Raw genomic sequence first — 21,853 nt, forward strand, 5'->3', positions numbered from 1 at the left:
GAGGGGCGCCGGTGGGTGCTGCACGGGGGTGGAATTCTGCGACGCCAGGCGCGACCATGCCCGCACCGATCGTGCTACTCGTGCGTAACAAGGTAAAGGGGACCCGATGCTGACGGTGCGCCAGAGACTGCTCGCCCTGCTGACGCTCTGCCTGGCGCTGCTCGCGGCGCCCGCACTCCCGGCCCAGGCCTCCGGCGCGCCCTCCGGACCGGCCGCCGCGCGCAATCCGGTGGTCTTCGTCCACGGCTACAACGCCGACCCCGGCGTCTGGGGCTCCCTGCGCGCGGACCTGCGCGCCGACGGATACGCCGACTCCGAGCTCTTCTCCTTCGGCTACGACACCCATCAGTCGGTCAACGAGGTCCTCTCCGGACGGCTCGCCGCCTACGTGGACGAGGTCCGCCGGCAGACCGGCGCAGCCCGGGTGGACCTGGTCGCCCACTCCTTCGGCTCGCTGGTCACCCGCTGGTACGTGAAGTTCGGCGGCGGCGCCCCGTACGTGGACCGCTGGGTCTCCCTCGCCGGCCCCAACCGGGGCACCTCCACCGCCTGGGCCTGCGCCCTGTGGGACCAGGCCTGCCGGGACATGACCCCCGGCTCCTACGTCGTGAAGAACCTGAACTCGGGCGACGAGACCCCCGGCGCGGTGCGGTACGCCACCTTCTGGTCCAACTGCGACGAGGTCATCAACCCCGACGACAGCGTCCCGCTCACCGGGGCGACGAACACCCCGGTCGGCTGCCTCAAGCACAACGACCTGCTCGGGGACGACCCCACCTCGGCGGGCGTACGGGCCTTCCTGCGCTCCTAGACCGGAACCGCTTCCACGGACACCTCCTGGAGCAGGCCGTACGTGAACTCCGCCACGCAGGCCCGCCCCGACGCGGTGAAAGCCAGTCGCCACCGCGTCGGCGCGGTGCCCTCCATCGGGCGGACGGGGGCGAAGGCCCGGGCCACCTCGTCGACCGTCGCCGACCAGGGCAGCAGGTCCTGCGGCGACCGGAGTACGGGACCGGGCGCGCCCGGGGCCCGGACCAGCCACTCGTTCCAGACGGCCCCGTCCGGCGCGGCGAGCACCTCGAAGCGCAGATCGGGCCAGAGCGGCACCGGCCACAGCAGGGCCTCGCACGTCAGATCGCCGATCGTGCGGGAGGAGACGGCCTCGGGCGGTCCGAGCACCGAGCGGTAGCGGGCCAGGGCGCCCCGGGAGCGGGGGGAACGGACCATGGCCTGCCAGCGCTTGTTGGCCTCCCGCTGCTCGGCGAGCGAGGCGCCGAGCAGCCGGCGGGCCTCCTCCGCGAGCCCCGGCTGGAAATCCGCCATCCGGCGCAGCAGCACCAGTTGGAAGCCGGCGGGGCCGAAGGGGCCCGGGGTGAGGGGCGCCGTCCCCGGAGTCTTCGTCATGGACCCGAACCCTTCCACACAGGATCCTCACGATCCCGGTATACGGCCGTTGTGAGCGAACGCGTAGCCTGCGGGTCGCCATGGACTATTGCATCGCCTGCCGCAGGTACCTCAACGGCGCGCTGGCGTGCGCCGGATGCGGGACCCCGGCCGAACGCCTGATATCCGCCGCGCCGGTCGCGCCCGCCCCCGGCTCCGCCGCCGTGTTCGGAAGCGACCCGGCCGCGCTCGCGGATGTGTATGCCGACTCCCTCGTCGTGCTGTCCGGGGAACCGGGGCACGGCCAGGGCCGGGCCCAGGGCCGTGCCGCGGCCCGCCGCCGCACCGGGCACCGCCGACGCCGCCGGACCGCGCTCACCGTGGGGCTCGGGCTGGTTCTCGCCGCCGGAGTCACCCTGGGCATGGCCCGGCTGGCGACCGACGGGGCGCGCACCGACCGGGCGGCGACGGTGGTGCTGACCGACGACGCGGCTCCCGCGGAGCCGGCCCCGGGTCTGACGGGGGATCCGGTCGCCCCCTCGGGGACGGCTTCGGCGAAGGGTCCGGCCGCCGGCTCCGCGAAGGCCACGGCCGGGGGTACGAAGCAGGGCGGCACGGGCCGGAGTACCGGGGGCTCCACGGCCGGGGCGTCGGGCTCCGCCTCCGGGGCGGGACCGTCGCGCAGTGCTTCCCGGACTCCCACGTCCGCCGCTCCGACCACCTCGGGTGCCGGCGGCTCCCCGAGTCCCAGCGCGAGCGCGAGCTCCAAGGGGCCCAAGGGGAAGCCCGGCGGAAAGCCGACCCCGAGCCCGACCCCGACTCCGACCCCGAGGCCCACCGTCGACTGCTGGTGGTTCTTCTGCTGAGGCCTGAGGCCTGAGGCCTGAGGCCTGAGGCCTGAGGCCTGAGGCTCGGGGCGTACGGACGGCCCGCAGGCCGTCCGCGGCCTCAGTCCAGCATCCGCCGGAGCAGGTCCCGCAGGACCGCGCGCTCGGCCGTGGAGAGCCCGGCCAAGGGCTCCCGGGCGAAGTCCAGCGACTCGCGCAGCCGGTCGGCGGTCAGCAGGCCGTCCTCGGTGGGCGCGGCCAGCTTCACCCGGCGGTCGGCCGGGTCGGGGCGGCGCTCGACCAGCCCGCGGCTCTCCAGGCGGTCCACGATGCCGGTGATGTTCGACGGCTCGCACCGGAGCTTCTGCGCGATCTTGCGCATCGGCATCGGCTCCAGGGAGAGCAGGTTCAGCACGCGTGCCTGGGCACCGGTGAGCTGGTGGCTGGAGGCCGCGTGCTCGTACTCCTGGTGGTAGCGGGTCACGACGTCGCCGATGAGCTCGACGACCTCGAGGGTCAGGGGGTCTGCGCGACGGCTGGGCATGGATCCAGCGTACCCATTTACTTGACAACATGAAATATCCAGGCGCATGGTTGTTTCACGTCCTGAAGCATTTTGCACTTCTCCCCCTCCCCAGGAGTGACGCCATGTCCGAGATCCCCGCCGTCAGCCGTGAGTGGCACCTCGTCCGCCGCCCGCAGGGCTGGCCCGTCGCCGAGGACTTCGCCCTGCGCGAGGTCCCGGTCAATGCCGAGCCCGCCGCCGGCCGGATTCTGGTGCGCAACCTCCACATGTCCGTGGACCCGTACATGCGCGGTCGGATGAACGACGTGAAGTCCTACATCCCGCCCTTCCAGCTCGACCAGCCCATGGACGGCGGCGCGGTCGGCGAGGTTGTGGCCTCGGCCGACGAGCGCTTCGCGGTCGGCGACCACGTCCTGCACGGTCTGGGCTGGCGCGAGTACGCGGACGTCGACGCCAAGCACGCCACCCCGGTGGACGCCTCGCTCGCCCCCCTCTCCGCCTACCTCGGTGTCCTCGGCATGCCGGGCCTGACCGCCTACGCCGGGCTCTTCGAGGTCGCCTCCTTCAAGGAGGGCGACTCCGTCTTCGTCTCCGGCGCGGCCGGAGCGGTCGGCAGCCTCGTCGGCCAGTTCGCGAAGATCAAGGGCGCCTCCCGGGTGATCGGCTCCGCCGGCTCCGACGAGAAGGTGACCCTCCTCACAGAGAAGTACGGCTTCGACGCCGCCTTCAACTACAAGAGCGGCCCCGTCGCCGAGCAGCTGAAGGAGGCCGCGCCCGAGGGCATCGACGTCTACTTCGACAACGTCGGCGGGGACCACCTGGAGGCCGCCATCTCCTCCCTGAAGGTCCACGGCCGGGCCACCCTGTGCGGGGCGATCGCCCAGTACAACGCCACCGAGCCCGTGGCCGGTCCGCGCAACCTCGCCCTCGTCATCGGCAAGCGCCTGCGCCTGCAGGGCGTGCTGGTCGGAGACCACGCGGGACTGCAGCCGCAGTTCGTCCAGGACGTGGCCGGCTGGCTGCGTTCCGGGCAGCTCGTCGCCGACGAGACGGTCGTGCGGGGAGTGGAGAACGCCACCGACGCCTTCCTCGGAATGCTGCGCGGCGACAACACCGGAAAGATGATCGTTTCTTTCACCGGTTAGGCTCACTCCACACCGCCGTGACGCGTGGGCGCGAGTCCCGGCGATTTACCAGGAGGATTTCCTTACATGTCCATCCAGCAGTCCGACGTCGCGTACACCGCTGTTGCCACCGCCGAGAACGGCCGTGACGGTCGCGTCGCCACCAACGACGGTCGCCTCGAGGTCGTCGTGAACCCGCCGAAGGAGCTCGGTGGCAGCGGCGAGGGCACCAACCCCGAGCAGCTGTTCGCCGCCGGCTACAGCGCCTGCTTCCAGGGTGCGCTCGGCGTCGTCGCCCGCAACGAGAACGCCGACATCACCGGCTCCACGGTCACCGCCGAGGTCGGCATCGGCAAGAACGACGACGGCTTCGGCATCATCGTCAAGATCTCGGCCTCCATCCCGAACGTGGACGCCGCCACCGCCAAGGACCTCATCGAGAAGGCCCACCAGGTCTGCCCGTACTCCAAGGCGACCCGCGGCAACATCACGGTCGAGCTCGCGGTCTGATCTCCGACCCGCTCGGCCGGTTCGTCCGGTTGATCCGGTACGACCGGTACATCGAAGGCCGCACCCCGGCACCGGGGTGCGGCCTTCGTCACGCCCGGCGTCCACCTGACCGGACGCCAGCCCTAAACTGGCACCATGCGTGATCTTGCGGGGGGATTCGGCTATCTGCTGGCCGGACAGCGATGGGTACTGCGCCACGGACGGTGGCTGGGCTTCGGGCTGCTGCCCGGGCTCGTCTCCCTGGTGCTGTACGCCGGCGCGCTCATCGGCCTCGGCTACGGCGCCGACGACCTGACCGCCTGGGCGACCCCCTTCGCCGACGGCTGGTCCTCCCCGTGGCTCGGGCTCTTCCGCGGCTTCCTGACCGCCCTGGTCTTCAGCCTCGGACTCTTCCTCGCGGTGATCACCTTCACCGCCGTGACCCTGCTCGTGGGCCAGCCGTTCTACGAGTCCCTCTCGGAGCAGGTCGACCGCACCGAGGGCGGCGAGGTCCCGGAGTCGGGCCTCACGCTCGCCCAGGAGCTGTGGATCTCCGCCCGGGACAGCCTGCGGATCCTGGGCCGGGTGCTGCTCTTCGGCATCCTGCTCTTCGCGCTCGGCTTCGTGCCGGTGATCGGGCAGACCGTGGTCCCGGTCCTCGGCTTCTGCGTCTCCGGCTTCTTCCTCGCCCAGGAGCTCACCTCCGTCGCCCTGATGCGCCGCCGGGTGCAGCTCACCGAGCAGCTCGCGCTACTGCGCGGCCGGCGGATGCTGGCCCTCGGCTTCGGGGTGCCGCTCGTCCTGTCCTTCCTGGTGCCGCTCGTCGCCGTGTTCCTGATGCCGGGCGCGGTGGCCGGGGCGACGCTCATGGTCCGGGACCTGGTGGGCGAGGACGCGGAGCGGGAGCCGGAGCAGGGTCAGGGCCAGGGCCAGGCTCAGACAGAGGGCCAGGCGCAAGGTCAGGGCCAGGGGCAGGGCCAGGGCCAGGGTCAGCCGCAGGGCAAGCGGCTCAGCGCCTGAGCAGAGTGATCGCCCCGGCGGTGTCCTCGCCGGAGTGGGCCGCCGGGTCGGCCGCCAGCCGTTCCCGCATCAGGTCCAGGTAGGGACTGATCAGTTCGGGGCTGACCCCCTGTTCCGCGGCGGTCCGCAGCAAGGTGGAGCTCGCCGTGACCTGCATGGCCAGGTTCGACTCGACTCCCGTGGTGAAGTCCCCCGAGACCAGCCGCCCGGCGGCGGCGCCCGCGAAGAAGCCCATCGCCCCCAGCCACTCGGTCAGCAGCGGAGCCAGGTCCTCGGGGGAGATCTCCTCGCCCTCGATCAGCGCGTAGGCGTGCGAGATCCCGGCGAAGAGCCCGCTCATCGCGCTCAGCAGGGCCACGTCGTGCAGGGCCGCGTGGCCGGGGTCGGAGCCGACGAAGCGGGCGCCGGCGGGGACCTCCAGGGTGCTCCGGTGCTCCTCGAACAGGTCGGGGGAGCCGCTGTAGAAGACGTACCCGCCGGCCGCGGGAGCGCCGATCATCGACGGGGTGGCCATGATGCCGGCGTCGAGGAACCGGGCCCCGCGCTCCTGGGCCCACGCGGCCCGGGCGCGGCCGTCGGCGGGGGTGCCGGTGGTCAGGTCGACCAGGTCCTTGCCGGCGAGGTCCAGGCCCTCCAGGGCCTCGCCGACGCTGGCGTGGTCCAGCAGGCAGACCACGATCAGGCCGTTCGCCGCCACCGCCTCGGCGGGGCTCGCGGCGACGACGGCGCCTTCGGCCGCGAGGGCCCCGGCCTTGGCGGGGGTGCGGTTCCAGACGGTGAGGGGGTGCCCGGCGGCGAGCCAGGTGCGGGCGAGGGCGGTGCCCATCGAGCCGAGTCCGAGGAGGGTGAGCGGCGTCTTCGTGCCGGTCGTGCCGGTCTTCGTGCTGCTCTTCGTGCTGCTCTTCGTGCTGGTGTCGGTCATGCCGTTTAGCCTGGTGGAGGGCCGCCAGGTGCTCAAGTACGCACTTCGGAGTGGGTGGTTACCCCGAGGTGAGCGAACAGGTGGGGAGGGGTGCGTGATGGCCATGACACAGCGGCCGGGTGCGGATCACTGCGGGATCGCCGCGGCGATGTCCGTGATCGACGGCAAGTGGAAGGTGTCGGTCCTGTGGGAGCTGGAGCAGTGCCCGCGCCGCTTCGGCGAACTGCGCCGACTGGTCCCGGGGGTCTCGGAGAAGGTGCTCGCGGCCCAGCTGCGCGAGCTGGAGACGGACGGCATCGTCCACCGCGAGGTCTACGAGGAGGTCCCGCCGCGCGTGGAGTACTCCCTGACCCCGCTCGGCCACGAGCTGAACGGGGCCTTGGAGGCCCTCGGCGCGTGGGGAGCGAAGCATCTGCTCCCCGACGCCGCCCAGACGGTCCCCCTCTGACCGAAGGGCCGGGCCCTCACTCCGGGCGGCGGTACAGCGCCGTCCAGAGGAAGGCCTCGCCGAAGGCGTCGGAGGAGGCGGGCTCGTCGTTCATCCGGCGCAGCTCCACCTCGGTGAGGCCCTCGAAGACGTGAGCCAGCGCCTCCGGCGTGTACGCGAGCCCGCCTTCGAGGCGGGCCCTGCCGTAGAACTCCGCGTCCGGCAGCTCCGAGCCCATCGCGCCGGAGGCGAAGCAGGTCAGGGCGAAGCGGCCGCCGGGCGCCAGCAGCCGGTCCAGCAGGGCCAGGTAGCTGACCCGGCGGTGCGGCGGCAGGTGGTGGAAGCAGCCCGAGTCGTAGATCAGGTCGTACGGGCCCACGAGCCCGGCGCCGGCCGCACCGAAGGCGTCCCCCTGGTGGAAGCGGACCCGGGCCCCCGCGGTACGGGCACGCTCCTCGGCCCAGGCCAGGGCCGTCGGGGAGAGGTCGACGGCGTCCACCTCGAAGCCCCGCGCGGCCAGGTGCAGGGCGTTGCGGCCGGGACCGCAGCCCAGGTCCAGGGCGCGGCCGCCCGCGGGGATCAGCCCGCGGTCGAGGCAGGAGACCAGGTTCTCGTCGGGCTTCGCCGCGAAGAACGGGACCGGCCGCTCGCGGTCCGCGTAGAAGCCGTCCCACCAGGCGGAGCCCCCGGCCGTCCAGCGGTCCGCTTCGGGCGCGAAGAGGCCGTCCATGAGGGCGAGCACATCGTCGACACTGCGTATGTTCCGGTCCATCCGAACCCCCTTCAGCTGTCCCCGATTTTATCGGCTGACAGCATGAAATCCCAGGTCAGACGGGGTGCATGGGGTGGCTGGCGGGCCTTGTGGCGACCTGCGGGCACTCACCCGGTGCCCGCCCCCGCGGGCAGGGAGGCCGGGTGCCGCAAGGGCCCTCCCAGCGCCCCCGCGAGCCCTTTCTCCGCCGGTCCGGGCCCTGTTTCCGTACGGGTTCCGGAGCCGGGCACTCCCCGGTGCGGCCCTGCCCGGCGGGCGCCCCGGACGCCCCGTCAGGCCGGTGCCTGCGCCGTCAGAGTGCCCGTTCCTTCGGTCCGACCCTCAGCCGGTACCTCCGCCGGCACCTCCGCCACGGCGACCGACGGCGTGTGCGCGTCCGCCTCGGCCAGCAGGGCCCCGCCCGGCGCCCATACGGCCGCGCCCCCGCAGCCCGTCCACGGCCCGGCGGGTCCGACGTGGTTGGCGAGGGCCACGTACATCCCGAAGTCCCGGGCGATCCCCGGGTGGATCGCGGCGCGCTCGGCGATGCCGTCGCCCGTGCCGTAGAGCGAGCTCGCCAGGTGGACCCGGCAGCCGGCCGCGGCGCCCGCGCCGGGCACGTCCGCGAAGTGGTTGTCGAAGCAGATCCCCAGGGAGAAGCGGATCCCGCCGAGCTCGAACCGCCCCGGGCCCGTCCCCGCGGCGAAGACCTCCTGCTCGTGACGGAACAGGTGCTGCTTGGCGTACGTGGTCACGTGGGAGCCGTCCGCGTCGTGGACCAGGGTCGCGATGACGGGCCGGGGGCCGTCCATGCGCAGCGCGACGTTGACGGCGGTGGCGATCCCGGTGGAGCGGACGGGATCCAGCCGGGGATCCTCGGCGTCGGCGAGCCACAGGCCGGGGTCGGCGGCGAGCGCGGCCAGCTCGTAGCCGGTCAGGGTGAGCTCGGGGAACACCACCAGCGCGGCGCCCTCCTCCCGCGCCCGCACGGCGAGTGCGGCCGCCCGTGCGGCGTTGGCGGACACGTCGGCGGGGGCGCAGCTCAGCTGCGCGGCAGCGATCTTCACCCGGCCCAGCATGCCAGCCCGGAGATCAGGGCGAGTCTTCGGCCCGGGGCCCCTGGATCAGGTCCAGGAAGGCGCGGAAGGTGCCGGGCATGTCCACGGACTCGGGGGCCAGCAGCCACTGGTACTGGAGGCCGTCCATGACGGCGGCCAGCAGGGGGGCCGCCTGCTCGGGGGTGAGGCCCGAGGGGAGCCGGTCGCCGTACTCCGCGCGCAGCACGTCAGCCATCGCGGCGCGCACCTGCGCGTACCGCTCGGCGAAGAACTCCCGTGCCGGGTGGCCGTCGGTGACGCTCTCGCCGAGCAGTGCCGAGAAGGTCTGCACGATGCCCGGCCGCATGGCGTTGTACTCCACCAGCGAGGCCAGCAGGTCCGGGCGCCAGGCGTCGGCCAGGGCGCGGGTGCCGCCGCCGGTGTCCCAGCGGTCGCGCTCCTCCAGGACCGCGACGAGCAGGGCTTCCTTGCTCGGGAAGTAGTGCAGCAGCCCCTGCTGGGTCAGGCCCACGCGTTCGGCGACCGTGCCCAGGGCGGCGCCCCGGTAGCCGCGCTCGGCGATCACTTCGAGGGCCGCGCGGACGATCTCCACGCGCCGTTCCTCACTCCTGGCCCTGACCATCGCCCCGCCACCCCTTCCGTTCCACAGCTGCCAGCAGGACCGTACGGCATGGCCGTGTCGCCATCTGAAGTATCACGAACAGATTACGAACCCTACCGCTCTACAGGTAACGGGTCCACCATGGGGTCACCGCGCCGCACCGCGCACCCGCACCCAACGAGGAGGCATGGCCGTGACCGATGCCGATCAGGTCCGCAACGAAGCCGTGGAGACGGCCCTGGGCAAGCTGGACCTCGACACCAAGACCCGGCTGCTGGCCGGCCAGGACATGTGGTCCCTGCCGGCCGTCCCCGAGATCGGACTGAAGTCCCTGGTCTTCTCCGACGGCCCCATCGGGGTGCGCGGCGTGCGCTGGACCGCCGACGACCCGTCGATCGCCCTGCCCTCCCCGACCGCGCTCGCCGCCGCGTGGGACCCCGAGCTGGCCCGCCGGGCCGGCCGGCTCCTCGCCCAGGAGGCCCGCCGCAAGGGCGTCCACGTCCTGCTCGCGCCCACCGTCAACCTGCACCGCTCCCCGCTCGGCGGCCGGCACTTCGAGTGCTACTCCGAGGACCCGTACCTCACCGGCGCCGTCGGCAGCGGCTACGTGAACGGCGTCCAGGACGGCGGAGTCGGCACCACCGTCAAGCACTTCGTGGGCAACGACGCCGAGACCGAGCGGTTCACCGTCGACAGCGTCATCGCCCCCCGCCCGCTGCGCGAGCTGTACCTGGCGCCCTTCGAGGCGATCGTCGAGAACGCCCACCCGTGGGGCATCATGACGGCCTACAACCGGGTCAACGGCGTGTTCATGAGCGAGAACACCCACCTCGTCAACGAGGTCCTGCGCGCCGAGTGGGGCTTCGACGGCGCCAACGTCTCCGACTGGATGGCGGCCCGCTCCACCACCGGCGACATCCTGGGCGGCCTCGACGTGGTCATGCCCGGCCCCGTCTCCGTCTACGGCGCCCCGCTCGCCGAAGCCGTCCGCTCGGGCGAGGTCCCCGAGTCCGCCGTCGACGACGCCGTCCGCAACGTCCTGCGCCTCGCCGCGCGCGTCGGCATCCTGGAGGGCGCCCCCGCCGCGGTCGGCGAGCTCCCGGCCCCCGTCGACGGTCAGGCCCTGGCCCGCGAGCTGGCCGCCCGCGGCTCCGTCCTCGTACGCAACGAGGCCGCCGCCGGCGGAAAGCCCGTGCTCCCGCTCGACACCGCCCCCGGCCGCACCGTCGCGCTCAGCGGCGCCGCCGCCCGTGACGCCCGCGTCCTCGGCGGCGGCTCGGCCACCGTCTTCCCCGAGCGGATCGTCTCCCCGCTGGACGGGCTCACCGAAGCCCTGCCCGACGGGGCGCTGACCTTCACCGTCGGCGCCGACCCCAGCGACGAACTGACCCCCGCCGACAAGGGCTTCGAGCTCCGCGCGATCTGCCGCGACGCCTCCGGGGCCGTCCTCGGCACGGGCTCGCTGCCCACCGGGCAGGTCCAGTGGATCGGCGACGACCTGCCCGAGGGCGTCACGTACGAGACGATGGCGAGCATCGAGGTCACCGGTGCCTTCGTCCCGCGCGAGAGCGGCGAGCACGCCTTCGGCACCCGCGGACTCGGCGCCTTCACCCTCGCCGTCGGCGGAGAGGTCCGCTGGGACGGCGTCCAGCGGATGGGTGACGAGGCCGACCCCTTCGAGGCCTTCTTCGGCGCCCCCAACGAGCGGACCCGCCTCGCCCTCACCGAGGGCGAAGCCGTCGAGGTCTCCCTGACCTACCAGGTCCCCGACGTGTCCGCCCTGCCGCTCAAGGCGATCATGTTCTCCTTCCTCCACCTCGGCCCGCAGCGCTCCGCCGAGGAGCTCATCGCCGAGGCCGTGGAGGCCGCGCGCACCGCCGACACCGCCGTCGTGGTCGTCGCCACCACCGAGCGGGTGGAGTCCGAGGGCTTCGACCGCAAGGACCTCACCCTCCCGGGCCGCCAGAACGACCTGGTGCGCGCCGTCGCCGCCGTCAACCCCCACACCGTGGTCGTCGTCAACGCGGGCTCCCCGGTGGAACTTCCGTGGCGCGACGAGGTGGCCGCGGTCCTGCTGACCTGGTTCCCCGGGCAGGAGGGCGGGGCCGCGCTGGCCGACGTACTGCTCGGCGAGGCCGAGCCGGGCGGGCGGCTGCCCACCACCTGGCCCGCCGAGTTCGCCGACGCGCCCGTCACCGAGGTCACCCCCACCGAGGGGCGACTGGAGTACACCGAGGGGCTCTTCATCGGCTACCGGGCCTACGAGAAGCACGGGATCGCCCCGGCCTACCCCTTCGGGCACGGCCTCGGCTACACGGACTGGTCCTACGAGTCCCTGGAAGCCACCCCCGCGCAGGCCACGGTCCGCGTCACCAACACCGGTACCCGCCCGGGCCGCGAGACCGTACAGGTCTACCTGGCGCCCGTCGCCGACAGCGTCGAGCGCCCGGCGAGCTGGCTGGCGGGCTTCGCGAGCGTGACCGCCGGCCCCGGCGAGAGCGTCGACGTGGAGATCCCCCTGCCGGAGCGCGCCTTCGAGATCTGGGACGAGACCTCCCGCTCCTGGCAGCGGATCGGCGGCGGCTACGAGGTCCGCGCGGGCCGCTCGCACGGCGACACGCGGCTGACGGCGGCACTCGACCTGTAATGGCCGGAAATCACCCCATGCAGAGGTGATTCACAAGCTGGACCGGGGGCGGGCCCTGACACCCGCCCCCGGTCCGATCCCTCTACGGCGTCAACGCGGAGGCTCGGCGGAGGTCACCTGTCGGTGCGCCAGTTCCGCGAGCCGCGCCTGCCCGTCCTTGCCCGGATGGAACCAGTCCCAGCGGCTCAACTGATCCGCCGAGAAGGGGTACTGGAACACCGCGCCGCCGTCGTAGCGGCACAGCTCGTCCTTCGCGCAGACCTCGCGCAGCGCCTCGTTGTACTCGACCACGCGGGCCCGCACCTGCTCCCGCCGGGCCGTCGCACCGGCGGCCGCCGAGGTCGGATCGGCGAGCATCGACTGACAGATGCCCAGCTTCCAGATCCGGCGCACCATCGGGTCGTCCTTGCCCTGTTCCCACAGCCGCTGGAGGTCCGGGACGCTGGAGACGTACACCTGCGAGGCCGGCGAGGCCGCCCGCAGGCCGGCCAGCGCCTTCTCGAAGCCGGAGCGGAAGGCGGCCACCGGAGTCATCGACGAAGCCGAGGGCCGGCAGGCGTCGTTCGAGCCCACCATGACCGTGACTAGGCCCGGCTTGTGCCCGGCCGCCGAGGCGAGCTGCCCCGGCAGGTCCGCCATCCGGGAGCCGGTCACCGCGTAGTTCCAGCTGCGCGCGGGCACCTCGGCCTCGCCGAGCAGCCGGGCGGCCAGCGAACGCACCTCGGGGTCGTCCCCGGTGGCCCAGGAGGCCTCCGGACAATCGGCCAGCACCGAACAGGCGTCGAAACCGCGCGTGATGGAGTCGCCCACGGCGGCGACCGAGGCCGGCGCCGTGTTCCACCGGGGGGCCGCCTGCGCCCCGCGCTCGCCCCCGGCCTTCGCCCCGTCCGCCGAACACCCGGTCAGCGCACCCGCCGCCAGGAGCAGCACGGCGGCCGCCGCGCCCGCACCCGCGCCCGCGGAGGTCCGACGCGCGCGGCGGCGTGGGGCGGTGGTGCGCATGCGGAAGGTCCCTCCTCGTCGCCCCCGCGTCATTCGGTGGCGTCCTGCTGAGTGAATGCTCTGTGTTTACGGGCCTCGGAGCGACCGTACGTCACACCATGACCCCCGGCGCACGGTAGCTTTTTCCCGTGGCGTTTCGGCCGCAAGTCCCGTAACGCAATGTCAAATAATTTCCGTTACATTACATCACGTCACATACTGTCCGTTTTCTGGAGTTTATTCCCGACCTCGTCCCACACTGGAGGTCCCGGTGACGACACGTGGAGTCCTGTACGTGCACTCCGCACCGCGCGCGCTCTGCCCGCACGTGGAATGGGCTGTTGCGGGGGTGCTCGGGGTGCGGGTGAACCTCGACTGGATCCGTCAGCCCGCCTCCCCGGGCACCTGGAGAGCCGAGTTCTCCTGGCAGGCCGAGGCGGGCACCGCCTCGAAACTCGCCTCCGCACTGCGCGGCTGGCACCTGCTCCGCTTCGAAGTGACCGCGGAACCCTGTCCGACCGCCGAGGGCGAGCGCTACAGCTCGACCCCGCACCTGGGCATCTTCCACGCCGTCACCGGCATGCACGGCGACATCCTGATCCCCGAGGACCGGCTGCGCGCCGCCCTCGCCCGGTCCGCGCACGGCGAGACGGACCTGGAAGCGGAGATCGCCAAACTGCTCGGCAAACCCTGGGACGACGAGCTCGAACCCTTCCGCTACGCGGGCGAGGGCGCCCCGGTGCGCTGGCTGCACCAGGTGGTCTAGCCGCCGACACGCAGAAGGCCCGCCCGGGTGATCCGGGCGGGCCTTCTGTGGTGTTCAAACGACGAACACCGCAACCATCAATTGAGGAACCACAGCGGCGAGCAACCAGCTCCGCGAGAGCGGCGCCGGTTTAGGCGCATTAGACGGTCCGGAACGCCAGCGAGACGTTGTGGCCGCCGAAGCCGAAGGAGTTGTTGATCGCGGAGATCGGGCCCTCCGCCGGGAGCTTGCGGGGCTCGTCGCGGACGATGTCCGCGTCGATGTCGTCGTCGATGTCGTCGAGGTTGATCGTCGGCGGGGCGAGGCGGTTGTACAGCGCCAGCACCGTGGCCACGGTCTCGATGCCGCCCGCGCCACCCAGGAGGTGACCGGTCATCGACTTCGTGGCCGAGATCGCGATGTGGTCGAGGTCGTCGCCCAGCACCTTGCGCAGAGCCTTCAGCTCGGCCGTGTCACCCTGCGGGGTGGACGTGGCGTGCGCGTTCACGTGGACCAGCTCGGCCGGGTCCAGACCCGTGTTGTCGAGCAGGTTCTGCAGGGCGGCCGAGACGCCGCGGCCGGTGGGCTCCGGCTGCGCGATGTGGTGGCTGTCCGCGGACAGGCCCTGGCCCAGCACCTCGCAGTAGACCCGGGCGCCGCGCGCGGCGGCGTGCTCGGCGGACTCCAGGACCACGACGCCCGCACCCTCGCCGAGGACGAAGCCGTCGCGGGCCTTGTCGTACGGACGGGAGGCCGTGGTCGGGTTCTCGTTGTTCTTCGACATCGCCATCATGTTGGCGAACGCCGCGATCGGCAGCGGGTGGATCGCGGCCTCGGTACCGCCGGCGACGACCACGTCGGCACGGCCGGTGCGGATCATCTCGACGGCGTAACCGATGGCCTCGGCGCCGGAGGCGCAGGCGCTGACCGGAGTGTGCACACCCGCGCGGGCGTTGACCTCCAGGCCGACGTTGGCCGACGGGCCGTTGGGCATGAGCATGGGGACGGTGTGCGGGGAGACCCGGCGCACACCCTTTTCCTTCAGTACGTCGTACTGGTCGAGCAGGGTGGTCACGCCGCCGATGCCGGAAGCGATGACCGTGCCCAGGCGCTCGGGCGCGATGGACGCGTCCTCGCCCGCCGGGGCGGTGTAACCGGCGTCGGCCCACGCCTCACGGGCCGCGATGATCGCGAACTGGGCCGAGCGGTCCAGCTTGCGGGCCAGCGGCCGGGGGAGGACCTCACTCGGGTCCACGGCGGCGGTCGCGGCGATGCGGACCGGGAGTTCGGCGAAGCGCTCACCCTCGAGGGGCTTTACGCCGGAACGGCCGGCAAGCAGACCTTCCCAGGTCGAAGCGCTGTCGCCACCCAGCGGAGTGGTTGCGCCGATACCGGTGACGACCACGGTGCGATTGGTCGGGCTCACAGGAATTCTTTCTCCACGTTTCAGGGGGTGAATTGTCACGGCGCCACCGCCAGGTGGCGACAAACGCTCGTCAGGCTCAGGCCTGGTGCTTGAGGATGTAGCTCGCGGCGTCGCCGACGGTCTTGAGACCCTTGACGTCCTCGTCCGGGATCTTCACCTCGAAGCGCTCTTCGGCGGCGACGACGACCTCGACCATGGACAGCGAGTCGACGTCCAGGTCGTCGGTGAAGGACTTCTCGAGCTGAACGTCCTCGGTCGGGATGCCGGCGATCTCGTTGACGATCTCCGCGAGACCTTCGACGATTTCTTCCTGGGTGAAGGCCATGATGGCGCTCCTTCTATAGCTAGCTGGGGTCAAACGGAGCCCGGGATGTGGATCCCGGGCCCTAGGGGAGGGTAACGACCGTGGCGGCGTAGACGAGCCCCGCCCCGAAGCCGATGACGAGCGCGGTGTCGCCGCTCTTCGCCGCTCCGGTCGCCAGGAGCCGCTCCATTGCGAGCGGGATCGAGGCGGCCGAGGTGTTGCCGGTGGTTTCGACGTCACGGGCGACCGTGACGTGCTCCGGCAGCTTCAGAGTCTTCACCATCGAGTCGATGATCCGCATGTTCGCCTGGTGCGGAATGAAGACGTCCAGGTCATCAACGGTGATCCCGGCTGCGTCGAGCGCCTGCTGGGCCACCTTGGCCATCTCGAAGACGGCCCAGCGGAAGACCGCCTGACCCTCCTGGGTGATGGCCGGAAACTTGTTCCCGCCGTCCTTGCCGAGGTACTCGTCCCACGGCACGGTCTGCTTGATGGTCTCCGACTTGTCGCCCTCGGAACCCCACACGGTGGGGCCGATGGCCGGCTCGTCCGAGGGGCCGACGACCACGGCGCCCGCGCCGTCACCGAAGAGGAAGGCCGTCGCGCGGTCCTCCAGGTCGGTCAGGTCCGAGAGCCGCTCCACGCCGATGACGAGGACGTACTCCGCGGAACCCTCGACGACGAGCCCCTTGGCCAGGGTCAGGCCGTAGCCGAATCCGGCGCAGCCCGCGGAGATGTCGAAGGCGGCGGGCTTGCCCGCGCCGATGCGGTGCGCGATCTCGGTCGCCACGGCCGGGGTCTGCTTGAAGTGCGACACCGTCGAGACGATCACGGCGCCGATCTTCTCCGGGGCGATCCCGGCGGCGGCCAGGGCCTTGCCCGAGGCCTCCACCGACATCGCGGCGACGGTCTCCTGCGGGGAGGCCCAGTGCCGCGTCGCGATACCGGAACGCGAGCGGATCCACTCGTCGGACGAGTCGATGGTTTCGAGGATGACCTCGTTCGGCACCACGCGGACCGGACGGTAGCCGCCGACTCCGAGGATGCGGGCGTACGGGGAGCCCTTGGCAGGCTTGATCTTCGACATGCTGAGTGGGCTCCTTCTCTCAGACCGCGTGCTCGGAGACGAGCGCCGCGGCCTTTTCGAGATCGTCCGGGGTCTTCAGGGCCACGCTCGGTACGCCCTTCAGCGCGCGCTTGGCCAGACCCGTCAGGGTGCCACCGGGGGACAGTTCCACGATCCCGGTGACGCCCAGTGCGGCGAACGTCTCCATGCACAGGTCCCAGCGGACCGGGTTGGCCACCTGGCCCACCAGCCGGGCGACGACATCGGCGCCCGTGGTCACGACCTGACCGTCCTTGTTCGATACGTACGTCAGCGCCGGGTCCGCCGGGGAGAGGGCCGCCGCGGCCTTCTCCAGGCCGGCGACCGCCGGAGCCATGTGGTGCGTGTGGAAGGCGCCCGCGACCTTGAGGGCGACGACCTTCATGGAACCCTCGGGCTTCTCGGCCTCCAGGGCCGCGATCTGCTCCATGGTCCCCGCGGCCACGATCTGGCCCGCGCCGTTGACGTTCGCCGGGGTCAGACCCAGCTTCTCCAGGTGCGCGACGACCACGTCCGGGTCCCCGCCGAGGACGGCGGCCATGCCCGTCGCGGTGATCGCCGCGGCCTCCGCCATGGCGAGCCCGCGGGTCCGTACGAAGGACAGCGCGTCCGTGTCGGACAGGACCCCGGCGTACGCGGCGGCGGTGATCTCGCCGACGCTGTGGCCCGCCACGGCGCCGAAGGCGGTGGGGCCGACCTGGGGAACGGCGGTCAGCTCGGCCGCGGCGAGCAGGCCGGCGGCCACCAGCAGGGGCTGTGCGACGGCCGTGTCACGGATCTCGTCCGCGTCGGCCTTCGTGCCGTAGTGGGCAAGGTCGAGCCCGATGGCGTCCGACCAGCCGGCGACGCGGTCAGCGGCGCCGGGCAGTTCGAGCCAGGGAGTCAGGAAGCCGGGCGTCTGTGCGCCTTGGCCGGGAGCGACGAGTACGAGCACCCTCACACTCTCTCTTGTGTTCGGTCCGCGCCGCCCGTGGGGACAGGGACGAAGAACCATCGGGGTAATTGTTGATGTCCGACAAAAGCTTAGGACTGAGGATCGCCGTCGGCCAGACGCCCGAGGATCAGGGCGATCCGCAGCGTGAACGCGGAGCGGACATCCGAGGGCGACCAGCCGGTGACGTCTGTCACACGTCGGAGCCGGTAGCGCACGGTATTGGGGTGCACGAACAGCATCCGGGCGGCGCCTTCGAGGCTGCTCGCCTGCTCCAGGTAGACACTCAGCGTTTCCAGCAGCGCCGAGCCGGCCTCTTCGAGCGGTCTGTAGATCTCCTCCACCAACTGCTCGCGGGCCGAAGGGTCGGAGGCGATCGCGCGTTCGGGCAGGAGATCGTCCGCGAGCACCGGCCTCGGCGCGTCCTGCCAGGCCGTGCAGGCCTTGAGCCCGGCCGCGGCCGCCTGCGCCGACTTCGTGGCGTTCAGCAGGTCCGGGACCACCGGTCCGGCGACCACCGCACCCGCCGCGAACGGCCCGATCAGCGACTTCGCCACCTGCATCGGATTGTCGCTGCCACCCGCGATGACCACGAGCCGGTCGCCCAGCACACCCGTGAGGACCTGCAGCTTGTGGTGGCGGGCGGCCCGCCGGATCGCCTCGACCGTCAGCTCGCTGTCGCCCTCCGGAGCCGTGCCCAGCACCACGCACACGTGCTCGGGGGAGTTCCAGCCGAGGGCCGCGGCCCGTGACAGCGCGCCCTCGTCGGCCTCCCCGGACAGCACCGCGTTGACCACGAGGGACTCCAGCCGGGCGTCCCACGCACCGCGGGCCTCGGCGGCCTGGGCGTAGACCTGGGCGGTCGCGAAGGCGATCTCCCGGGCGTACACCAGCAGGGCCTCGCGCAGGATCGACTCGTCGCCGGGCGCCGCGACCTCGTCGATCGCGGTCTCCATGACCTCGATCGTGGTGCGCACCATTTCGACGGTCTGGCGCAGGGTGATCGCCCGGGTCAGCTCGCGCGGAGCCGTCCCGAAGACGTCGGTGGAGATCGCCTGAGCGGTATCGGGGTGCCGGAACCACTCCGTGAACGCGGCGATGCCGGCCTGGGCGACCAGGCCGATCCAGGACCGGTTCTCCGGCGGCATCGCCCGGTACCACGACAGCGTCTCGTCCATGCGCGCGATGGCGTTGGCGGCGAGCCGACCGGAGGACTTCTCCAGCCGTCGCAGCGTCGCGGCGTGCGGATGGGGCGGAGCCGGATGCGCGGGGTGGGCCGCGGGTGAATGCTCACGTTCGGGTTGGGACACGTGACAAGACTGCCTTATCGGGGCCGCTGCGCGGAGTCCGGTCTCATCCCGGGCCGCGCCCCGGGGGCTACCGTGGCCCCCATGATTGATGTACGCCGAGGCTCCGACCGGTACGAGGGCGGGGAACCCCACACGGGGATCACCACCCGGCACGCCTTCTCCTTCGGCCCGCACTACGACCCCGACAACCTGCGGTTCGGCCCGGTCACGGCGTGCAACGAGGAGAGCCTCGCCCCCGGCGCGGGCTTCGACGAGCACCCCCACAGCCACACCGAGATCGTGACCTGGGTGGCCGAGGGCGAGCTCACCCACCGGGACGCCACGGGCGCCGGCACCCTGGTGCGGCCCGGAGACCTGCAGCACCTCGGCGCGGCGTCCGGGACCCGGCACGTGGAACGCAACGACGGCCCCGGGCCGCTGCGCTTCGTCCAGATGTGGCTGGCGCCGGCCGATCCGGCCGGGGAGCCCTCGTACGAGCTGGTCAGGGGAATCTCCGACAACACGCCCTACGCCGTGCCCGCGGCCGGTGCCGTACTGCACGTACGGCGTCCGGGCGCGGGCGAGCGGGTCGCCGTACCGGCCGCCGCGCGGGTGTACCTGCACGTCGTACGGGGAGACCTGCGGCTGGACGGCGCGGACGGCGCGGACGGCGCCGCCGGTGCCGTCGGCGAGGAGGAGGACGGTGCGGAGCTCGGGCCCGGGGACTCGGCGCGGATCACCGGCGAGCCGGAGCTGGCGCTGATCGCCGGATCACCGGCCGAGGTGCTGATCTGGGAGTTTTCCTAGGAGCGGTCCCGCAGGCGGGGGCCTCAGCGGGTCCTGAGCTCCGCGAGTACGGCGTCGGTGAACGGGGGCCAGGCCTCCACGGCCCACGGGCCGAAGGCGCGGTCCGTCAGCGCCACGCAGGCGGCGCGGGCGTCCGGGTCCACCCACAGGAAGGTCCCGGACTGCCCGAAGTGGCCGAAGGTGCGCGGCGAGGAGCCGGCGCCCGTCCAGTGCGGGGCCTTCCCGTCGCGGATCTCCAGGCCGAGCCCCCAGTCGTTGGGGGTCTGGTGGCCGTAGCCGGGCAGGACGCCCTTGAGCCCGGGGTGCACCACGGAGGTGGCCTCGGCGACGGTGCGCACGTCCAGCAGCCGGGGCTGCTGCAGCTCGGCGGCGAAGCGCAGGAGGTCGCTGACGGTGGAGACGCCGTCCTTGGCGGGAGAGCCCTCCAGGCTGCTCGACTCCATGCCCAGCGGCTCGAAGACGGCCTCGGCCAGGTACGCGGCGAAGGGGATGCCGGTGGCCTTCGCGATGTGGTCGCCCAGCTCCTCGAAACCGGCGTTGGAGTACAGGCGGCGCTGCCCGGGAGGGGCCGTCACCCGGTGCTCGTCGAAGGCCAGGCCGCTGGTGTGCGCGAGCAGGTGGCGCACGGTGGAACCCTCGGGCCCGGCCGGCTCGTCCAGCTCGATCGCGCCCTCCTCGTAGGCGACGAGGGCGGCGTAGGCGGCGAGCGGCTTGGTGACGGAGGCCAGCGGGAAGCGGTGGTCCACCGGGCCGTGGGAGCCGAGCACGGTCCCGTCGGCGTGGACGACGGCCGCGGCGGCGGTCGGGACCGGCCAGTTCTCGATGTTGCGCAGACTCTGCAAGCTCTCCATGCGGCCGAGGGTACTTGCTTGGAGTGCACTCCAAGGATTTAGCGTGGAGCCATGAGCCCGACCCAGACCCCCCTGCGGACGCAGACGCGGTACACGATCAGCGAGGTCGAGACCCGGACCGGTCTGACCCAGCACACCTTGCGCTGGTACGAGCGGATCGGCCTCATGCCGCACGTGGACCGCTCCCACTCGGGTCAGCGGCGGTTCACCGACAAGGACCTCGAATGGCTCGGATTCGTCGGCAAGTTGCGCACCACCGGAATGTCGGTGGCGGACATGGTCCGGTACGCCGAACTCGTCCGTGAGGGCCCGCACACCGCCGCCGACCGGCGCGAACTGCTGGAGCGCACGCGCGACGAGGTGCGCACGCGGATCACGGAACTGACCGACGCGCTCGCCGTCCTGGACTACAAGATCGACACGTATGCGATGCGCAGCACCGTCGCGGGAGAGGAAGACCGGACATGACCGGAAACACCGTCGGGATGGAGCGGGCCGAACTGGGCAAGGGCGGCCCGCTGGTGGGCGTCCAGGGGCTCGGCTGCATGGGCATGAGCGAGTTCTACGGGGACACCGACGAGGCGGCCGCCCGGCAGACCCTGGAAGCGGCGCTGGAGGCCGGGGTCACCCTCTTCGACACCGCCGACGTCTACGGGCGGGGCGCCAACGAGGAGTTCCTCGCACCGTTCGTGGCCGCGCACCGCGACCGGATCACCCTCGCCACGAAGTTCGCCATCGAGCGGACGGACGACCCGCAGTACCGGGGGGTCCGCAACGACCGCGCGTACGTCCGCGGCGCGGTGGAGGACAGCCTGCGCAGGCTGGGCACCGAGGTGATCGACCTCTACTACATGCACCGGCGCGATCCGGCCGTTCCGTTCGCCGAGTCGGTGGGCGCGATGGCGGAGCTGGTGCAGGAGGGCAAGGTGCGCCACCTCGGTCTCAGCGAGGTGACCGGGGCCGAGCTGCGCGAGGCGCACGCGGTGCACCCGATCGCGGCGCTCCAGTCGGAGTGGTCGCTGTTCAGCCGGGACGTGGAGCGCAGCGCGGTGGGCGCGGCGGCGGAGCTGGGCGTGGCCTTCGTGCCGTACTCCCCGCTCGGGCGCGGCTTCCTGACCGGGGCGTTCGCGGACGCCTCGGCGGACCTGACGGCCGGTGACTTCCGGCGCTACCAGCCCCGGTTCACGGGTGACAACGCGCGGACGAACAGCGCGCTGCTGACGCCGGTACGGGAGATCGCGGCGGCCCGCGGGGCCACGCCGGCCCAGATCGCCCTGGCCTGGGTGCACGGGCGTGCGGCGGTGCACGGCCTGACGGTCGTCCCGATCCCGGGCACCCGCAAGCCGACCCGCCTCACGGAGAACGTGGCGGCGACCCGCATCGCCCTGACGGCCGAGGAGCTTTCCCTCCTGGACCCGATCGCATCCCAAGTGGCCGGCGACCGCTACCCGGACATGAGCTCGACTTCGGCGGCGCGCGAGGGGTGACCGCGTGCGGCGCCGTTGCCGGGGGCCGGCCCCCGGACCCCCGCGCCTCAAACGCCGGCGGGGCTGGATTTTGGCCGGCGTCGGACCCGAAGCCGGAGGGCAATTCCAGCCCGCCGGCGTTTGAGGCGCGGGTCCGGGCGGAGCCCGGGGAA

The 21,853-nt window shown here is 72.3% G+C and carries 24 protein-coding genes; 11 read left to right on the forward strand and 13 right to left on the reverse strand.

Features of this window, described 5'->3' with window-relative positions:
* Positions 1 to 106: 106 nt before the first annotated feature.
* Complete coding sequence (locus OG276_RS25720) at positions 107 to 811, forward strand: triacylglycerol lipase (RefSeq protein WP_266909062.1); 705 nt, start codon at positions 107 to 109, stop codon at positions 809 to 811.
* Here OG276_RS25720 and OG276_RS25725 read toward each other — a convergent pair.
* A complete protein-coding gene (locus tag OG276_RS25725; protein WP_266909063.1) occupies positions 808 to 1,404 on the reverse strand; it encodes a hypothetical protein in 597 nt (198 codons plus the stop codon). The genes OG276_RS25720 and OG276_RS25725 overlap by 4 nt on opposite strands.
* An 80-nt stretch (positions 1,405 to 1,484) precedes the next feature.
* Between OG276_RS25725 and OG276_RS25730 the strand changes: the two genes are divergently transcribed.
* Complete coding sequence (locus OG276_RS25730) at positions 1,485 to 2,249, forward strand: hypothetical protein (RefSeq protein ID WP_266909064.1); 765 nt, start codon at positions 1,485 to 1,487, stop codon at positions 2,247 to 2,249.
* Between the two features lie 82 nt (positions 2,250 to 2,331).
* On the opposite strand, the gene OG276_RS25735 is transcribed toward OG276_RS25730, so the two are convergent.
* A complete protein-coding gene (locus tag OG276_RS25735; RefSeq protein ID WP_266909065.1) occupies positions 2,332 to 2,754 on the reverse strand; it encodes a MarR family winged helix-turn-helix transcriptional regulator in 423 nt (140 codons plus the stop codon).
* Positions 2,755 to 2,858: 104 nt separating this feature from the next.
* Between OG276_RS25735 and OG276_RS25740 the strand changes: the two genes are divergently transcribed.
* From OG276_RS25740 to OG276_RS25750, 3 genes are all read left to right on the forward strand, one after another.
* Positions 2,859 to 3,881: an NADP-dependent oxidoreductase gene (locus OG276_RS25740; RefSeq protein WP_266909066.1), complete on the forward strand. Its 1,023-nt coding sequence runs from the start codon at positions 2,859 to 2,861 to the stop codon at positions 3,879 to 3,881.
* 66 nt (positions 3,882 to 3,947) lie between these two features.
* Positions 3,948 to 4,370, forward strand: coding sequence for an organic hydroperoxide resistance protein (locus tag OG276_RS25745; RefSeq protein WP_266909067.1), 423 nt, complete (start codon positions 3,948 to 3,950; stop codon positions 4,368 to 4,370).
* 135 nt (positions 4,371 to 4,505) lie between these two features.
* Positions 4,506 to 5,369 (forward strand): EI24 domain-containing protein, encoded by an 864-nt coding sequence (locus tag OG276_RS25750; RefSeq protein ID WP_266909068.1) that lies wholly within the window; start codon positions 4,506 to 4,508, stop codon positions 5,367 to 5,369.
* On the opposite strand, the gene OG276_RS25755 is transcribed toward OG276_RS25750, so the two are convergent.
* Positions 5,359 to 6,291: an NAD(P)-dependent oxidoreductase gene (locus OG276_RS25755; protein ID WP_266909069.1), complete on the reverse strand. Its 933-nt coding sequence runs from the start codon at positions 6,289 to 6,291 to the stop codon at positions 5,359 to 5,361. The genes OG276_RS25750 and OG276_RS25755 overlap by 11 nt on opposite strands.
* Positions 6,292 to 6,388: 97 nt before the next feature.
* Between OG276_RS25755 and OG276_RS25760 the strand changes: the two genes are divergently transcribed.
* Positions 6,389 to 6,739, forward strand: coding sequence for a helix-turn-helix domain-containing protein (locus tag OG276_RS25760; RefSeq protein WP_266909070.1), 351 nt, complete (start codon positions 6,389 to 6,391; stop codon positions 6,737 to 6,739).
* A 16-nt stretch (positions 6,740 to 6,755) separates the two neighbouring features.
* Here the strand turns inward: OG276_RS25760 and OG276_RS25765 are convergent, their stop codons facing one another.
* From OG276_RS25765 to OG276_RS25775, 3 genes are all read right to left on the reverse strand, one after another.
* On the reverse strand, positions 6,756 to 7,490 hold the full coding sequence (locus tag OG276_RS25765) for a class I SAM-dependent methyltransferase (RefSeq protein WP_266909071.1): 735 nt from the start codon (positions 7,488 to 7,490) through the stop codon (positions 6,756 to 6,758).
* 272 nt (positions 7,491 to 7,762) lie between these two features.
* A complete protein-coding gene (locus OG276_RS25770; protein WP_266909072.1) occupies positions 7,763 to 8,536 on the reverse strand; it encodes a carbon-nitrogen hydrolase family protein in 774 nt (257 codons plus the stop codon).
* Positions 8,537 to 8,561: 25 nt separating this feature from the next.
* Entirely contained in the window at positions 8,562 to 9,149 is a 588-nt protein-coding gene (locus OG276_RS25775; protein WP_266909073.1) for a TetR/AcrR family transcriptional regulator, read from the reverse strand.
* A gap of 166 nt (positions 9,150 to 9,315) precedes the next feature.
* Between OG276_RS25775 and OG276_RS25780 the strand changes: the two genes are divergently transcribed.
* The gene (locus OG276_RS25780) at positions 9,316 to 11,775 is read left to right on the forward strand and encodes a beta-glucosidase (protein ID WP_266909074.1); all 2,460 of its coding nucleotides are present in this window, start codon (positions 9,316 to 9,318) and stop codon (positions 11,773 to 11,775) included.
* A gap of 90 nt (positions 11,776 to 11,865) precedes the next feature.
* On the opposite strand, the gene OG276_RS25785 is transcribed toward OG276_RS25780, so the two are convergent.
* A complete protein-coding gene (locus OG276_RS25785; RefSeq protein WP_266909075.1) occupies positions 11,866 to 12,777 on the reverse strand; it encodes a GDSL-type esterase/lipase family protein in 912 nt (303 codons plus the stop codon).
* Positions 12,778 to 13,027: 250 nt separating this feature from the next.
* Between OG276_RS25785 and OG276_RS25790 the strand changes: the two genes are divergently transcribed.
* Positions 13,028 to 13,522 carry a DUF3145 domain-containing protein gene (locus tag OG276_RS25790; RefSeq protein ID WP_243329390.1) on the forward strand — a complete coding sequence of 165 codons (495 nt, stop codon included), beginning with the start codon at positions 13,028 to 13,030 and terminating at the stop codon, positions 13,520 to 13,522.
* A gap of 139 nt (positions 13,523 to 13,661) precedes the next feature.
* Here OG276_RS25790 and fabF read toward each other — a convergent pair whose 3' ends face one another.
* From fabF to OG276_RS25815, 5 genes are all read right to left on the reverse strand, one after another.
* Positions 13,662 to 14,927, reverse strand: a complete 1,266-nt coding sequence (gene fabF / locus OG276_RS25795; RefSeq protein ID WP_250745573.1) for a beta-ketoacyl-ACP synthase II — start codon at positions 14,925 to 14,927, stop codon at positions 13,662 to 13,664.
* A 76-nt stretch (positions 14,928 to 15,003) separates the two neighbouring features.
* Positions 15,004 to 15,252, reverse strand: coding sequence for an acyl carrier protein (locus tag OG276_RS25800; RefSeq protein ID WP_243329395.1), 249 nt, complete (start codon positions 15,250 to 15,252; stop codon positions 15,004 to 15,006).
* 61 nt (positions 15,253 to 15,313) lie between these two features.
* Entirely contained in the window at positions 15,314 to 16,318 is a 1,005-nt protein-coding gene (locus OG276_RS25805) for a ketoacyl-ACP synthase III (protein WP_266909076.1), read from the reverse strand.
* 19 nt (positions 16,319 to 16,337) lie between these two features.
* Positions 16,338 to 17,270: an ACP S-malonyltransferase gene (locus OG276_RS25810; RefSeq protein WP_266909077.1), complete on the reverse strand. Its 933-nt coding sequence runs from the start codon at positions 17,268 to 17,270 to the stop codon at positions 16,338 to 16,340.
* Positions 17,271 to 17,359: 89 nt separating this feature from the next.
* Positions 17,360 to 18,577, reverse strand: coding sequence for a CdaR family transcriptional regulator (locus OG276_RS25815; protein ID WP_266909078.1), 1,218 nt, complete (start codon positions 18,575 to 18,577; stop codon positions 17,360 to 17,362).
* Positions 18,578 to 18,658: 81 nt separating this feature from the next.
* Between OG276_RS25815 and OG276_RS25820 the strand changes: the two genes are divergently transcribed.
* The gene (locus tag OG276_RS25820) at positions 18,659 to 19,363 is read left to right on the forward strand and encodes a pirin family protein (protein ID WP_266909079.1); all 705 of its coding nucleotides are present in this window, start codon (positions 18,659 to 18,661) and stop codon (positions 19,361 to 19,363) included.
* A 23-nt stretch (positions 19,364 to 19,386) separates the two neighbouring features.
* Here OG276_RS25820 and OG276_RS25825 read toward each other — a convergent pair whose 3' ends face one another.
* Positions 19,387 to 20,214 carry a serine hydrolase gene (locus OG276_RS25825; protein WP_266909080.1) on the reverse strand — a complete coding sequence of 276 codons (828 nt, stop codon included), beginning with the start codon at positions 20,212 to 20,214 and terminating at the stop codon, positions 19,387 to 19,389.
* Positions 20,215 to 20,265: 51 nt separating this feature from the next.
* On the opposite strand from OG276_RS25825, the gene OG276_RS25830 reads away from it, so the two are divergent.
* Both OG276_RS25830 and OG276_RS25835 read left to right on the forward strand, forming a co-directional pair.
* On the forward strand, positions 20,266 to 20,682 hold the full coding sequence (locus tag OG276_RS25830; RefSeq protein ID WP_266909081.1) for a MerR family transcriptional regulator: 417 nt from the start codon (positions 20,266 to 20,268) through the stop codon (positions 20,680 to 20,682).
* Entirely contained in the window at positions 20,679 to 21,701 is a 1,023-nt protein-coding gene (locus tag OG276_RS25835) for an aldo/keto reductase (RefSeq protein WP_266909082.1), read from the forward strand. Before OG276_RS25830 ends, OG276_RS25835 begins: the two co-directional genes overlap by 4 nt.
* The last annotated feature ends 152 nt before the right edge of the window (positions 21,702 to 21,853 follow it).

It is taken from the genome of Streptomyces sp. NBC_00086, from assembly GCF_026343255.1.
GTDB lineage: Bacteria > Actinomycetota > Actinomycetes > Streptomycetales > Streptomycetaceae > Streptomyces.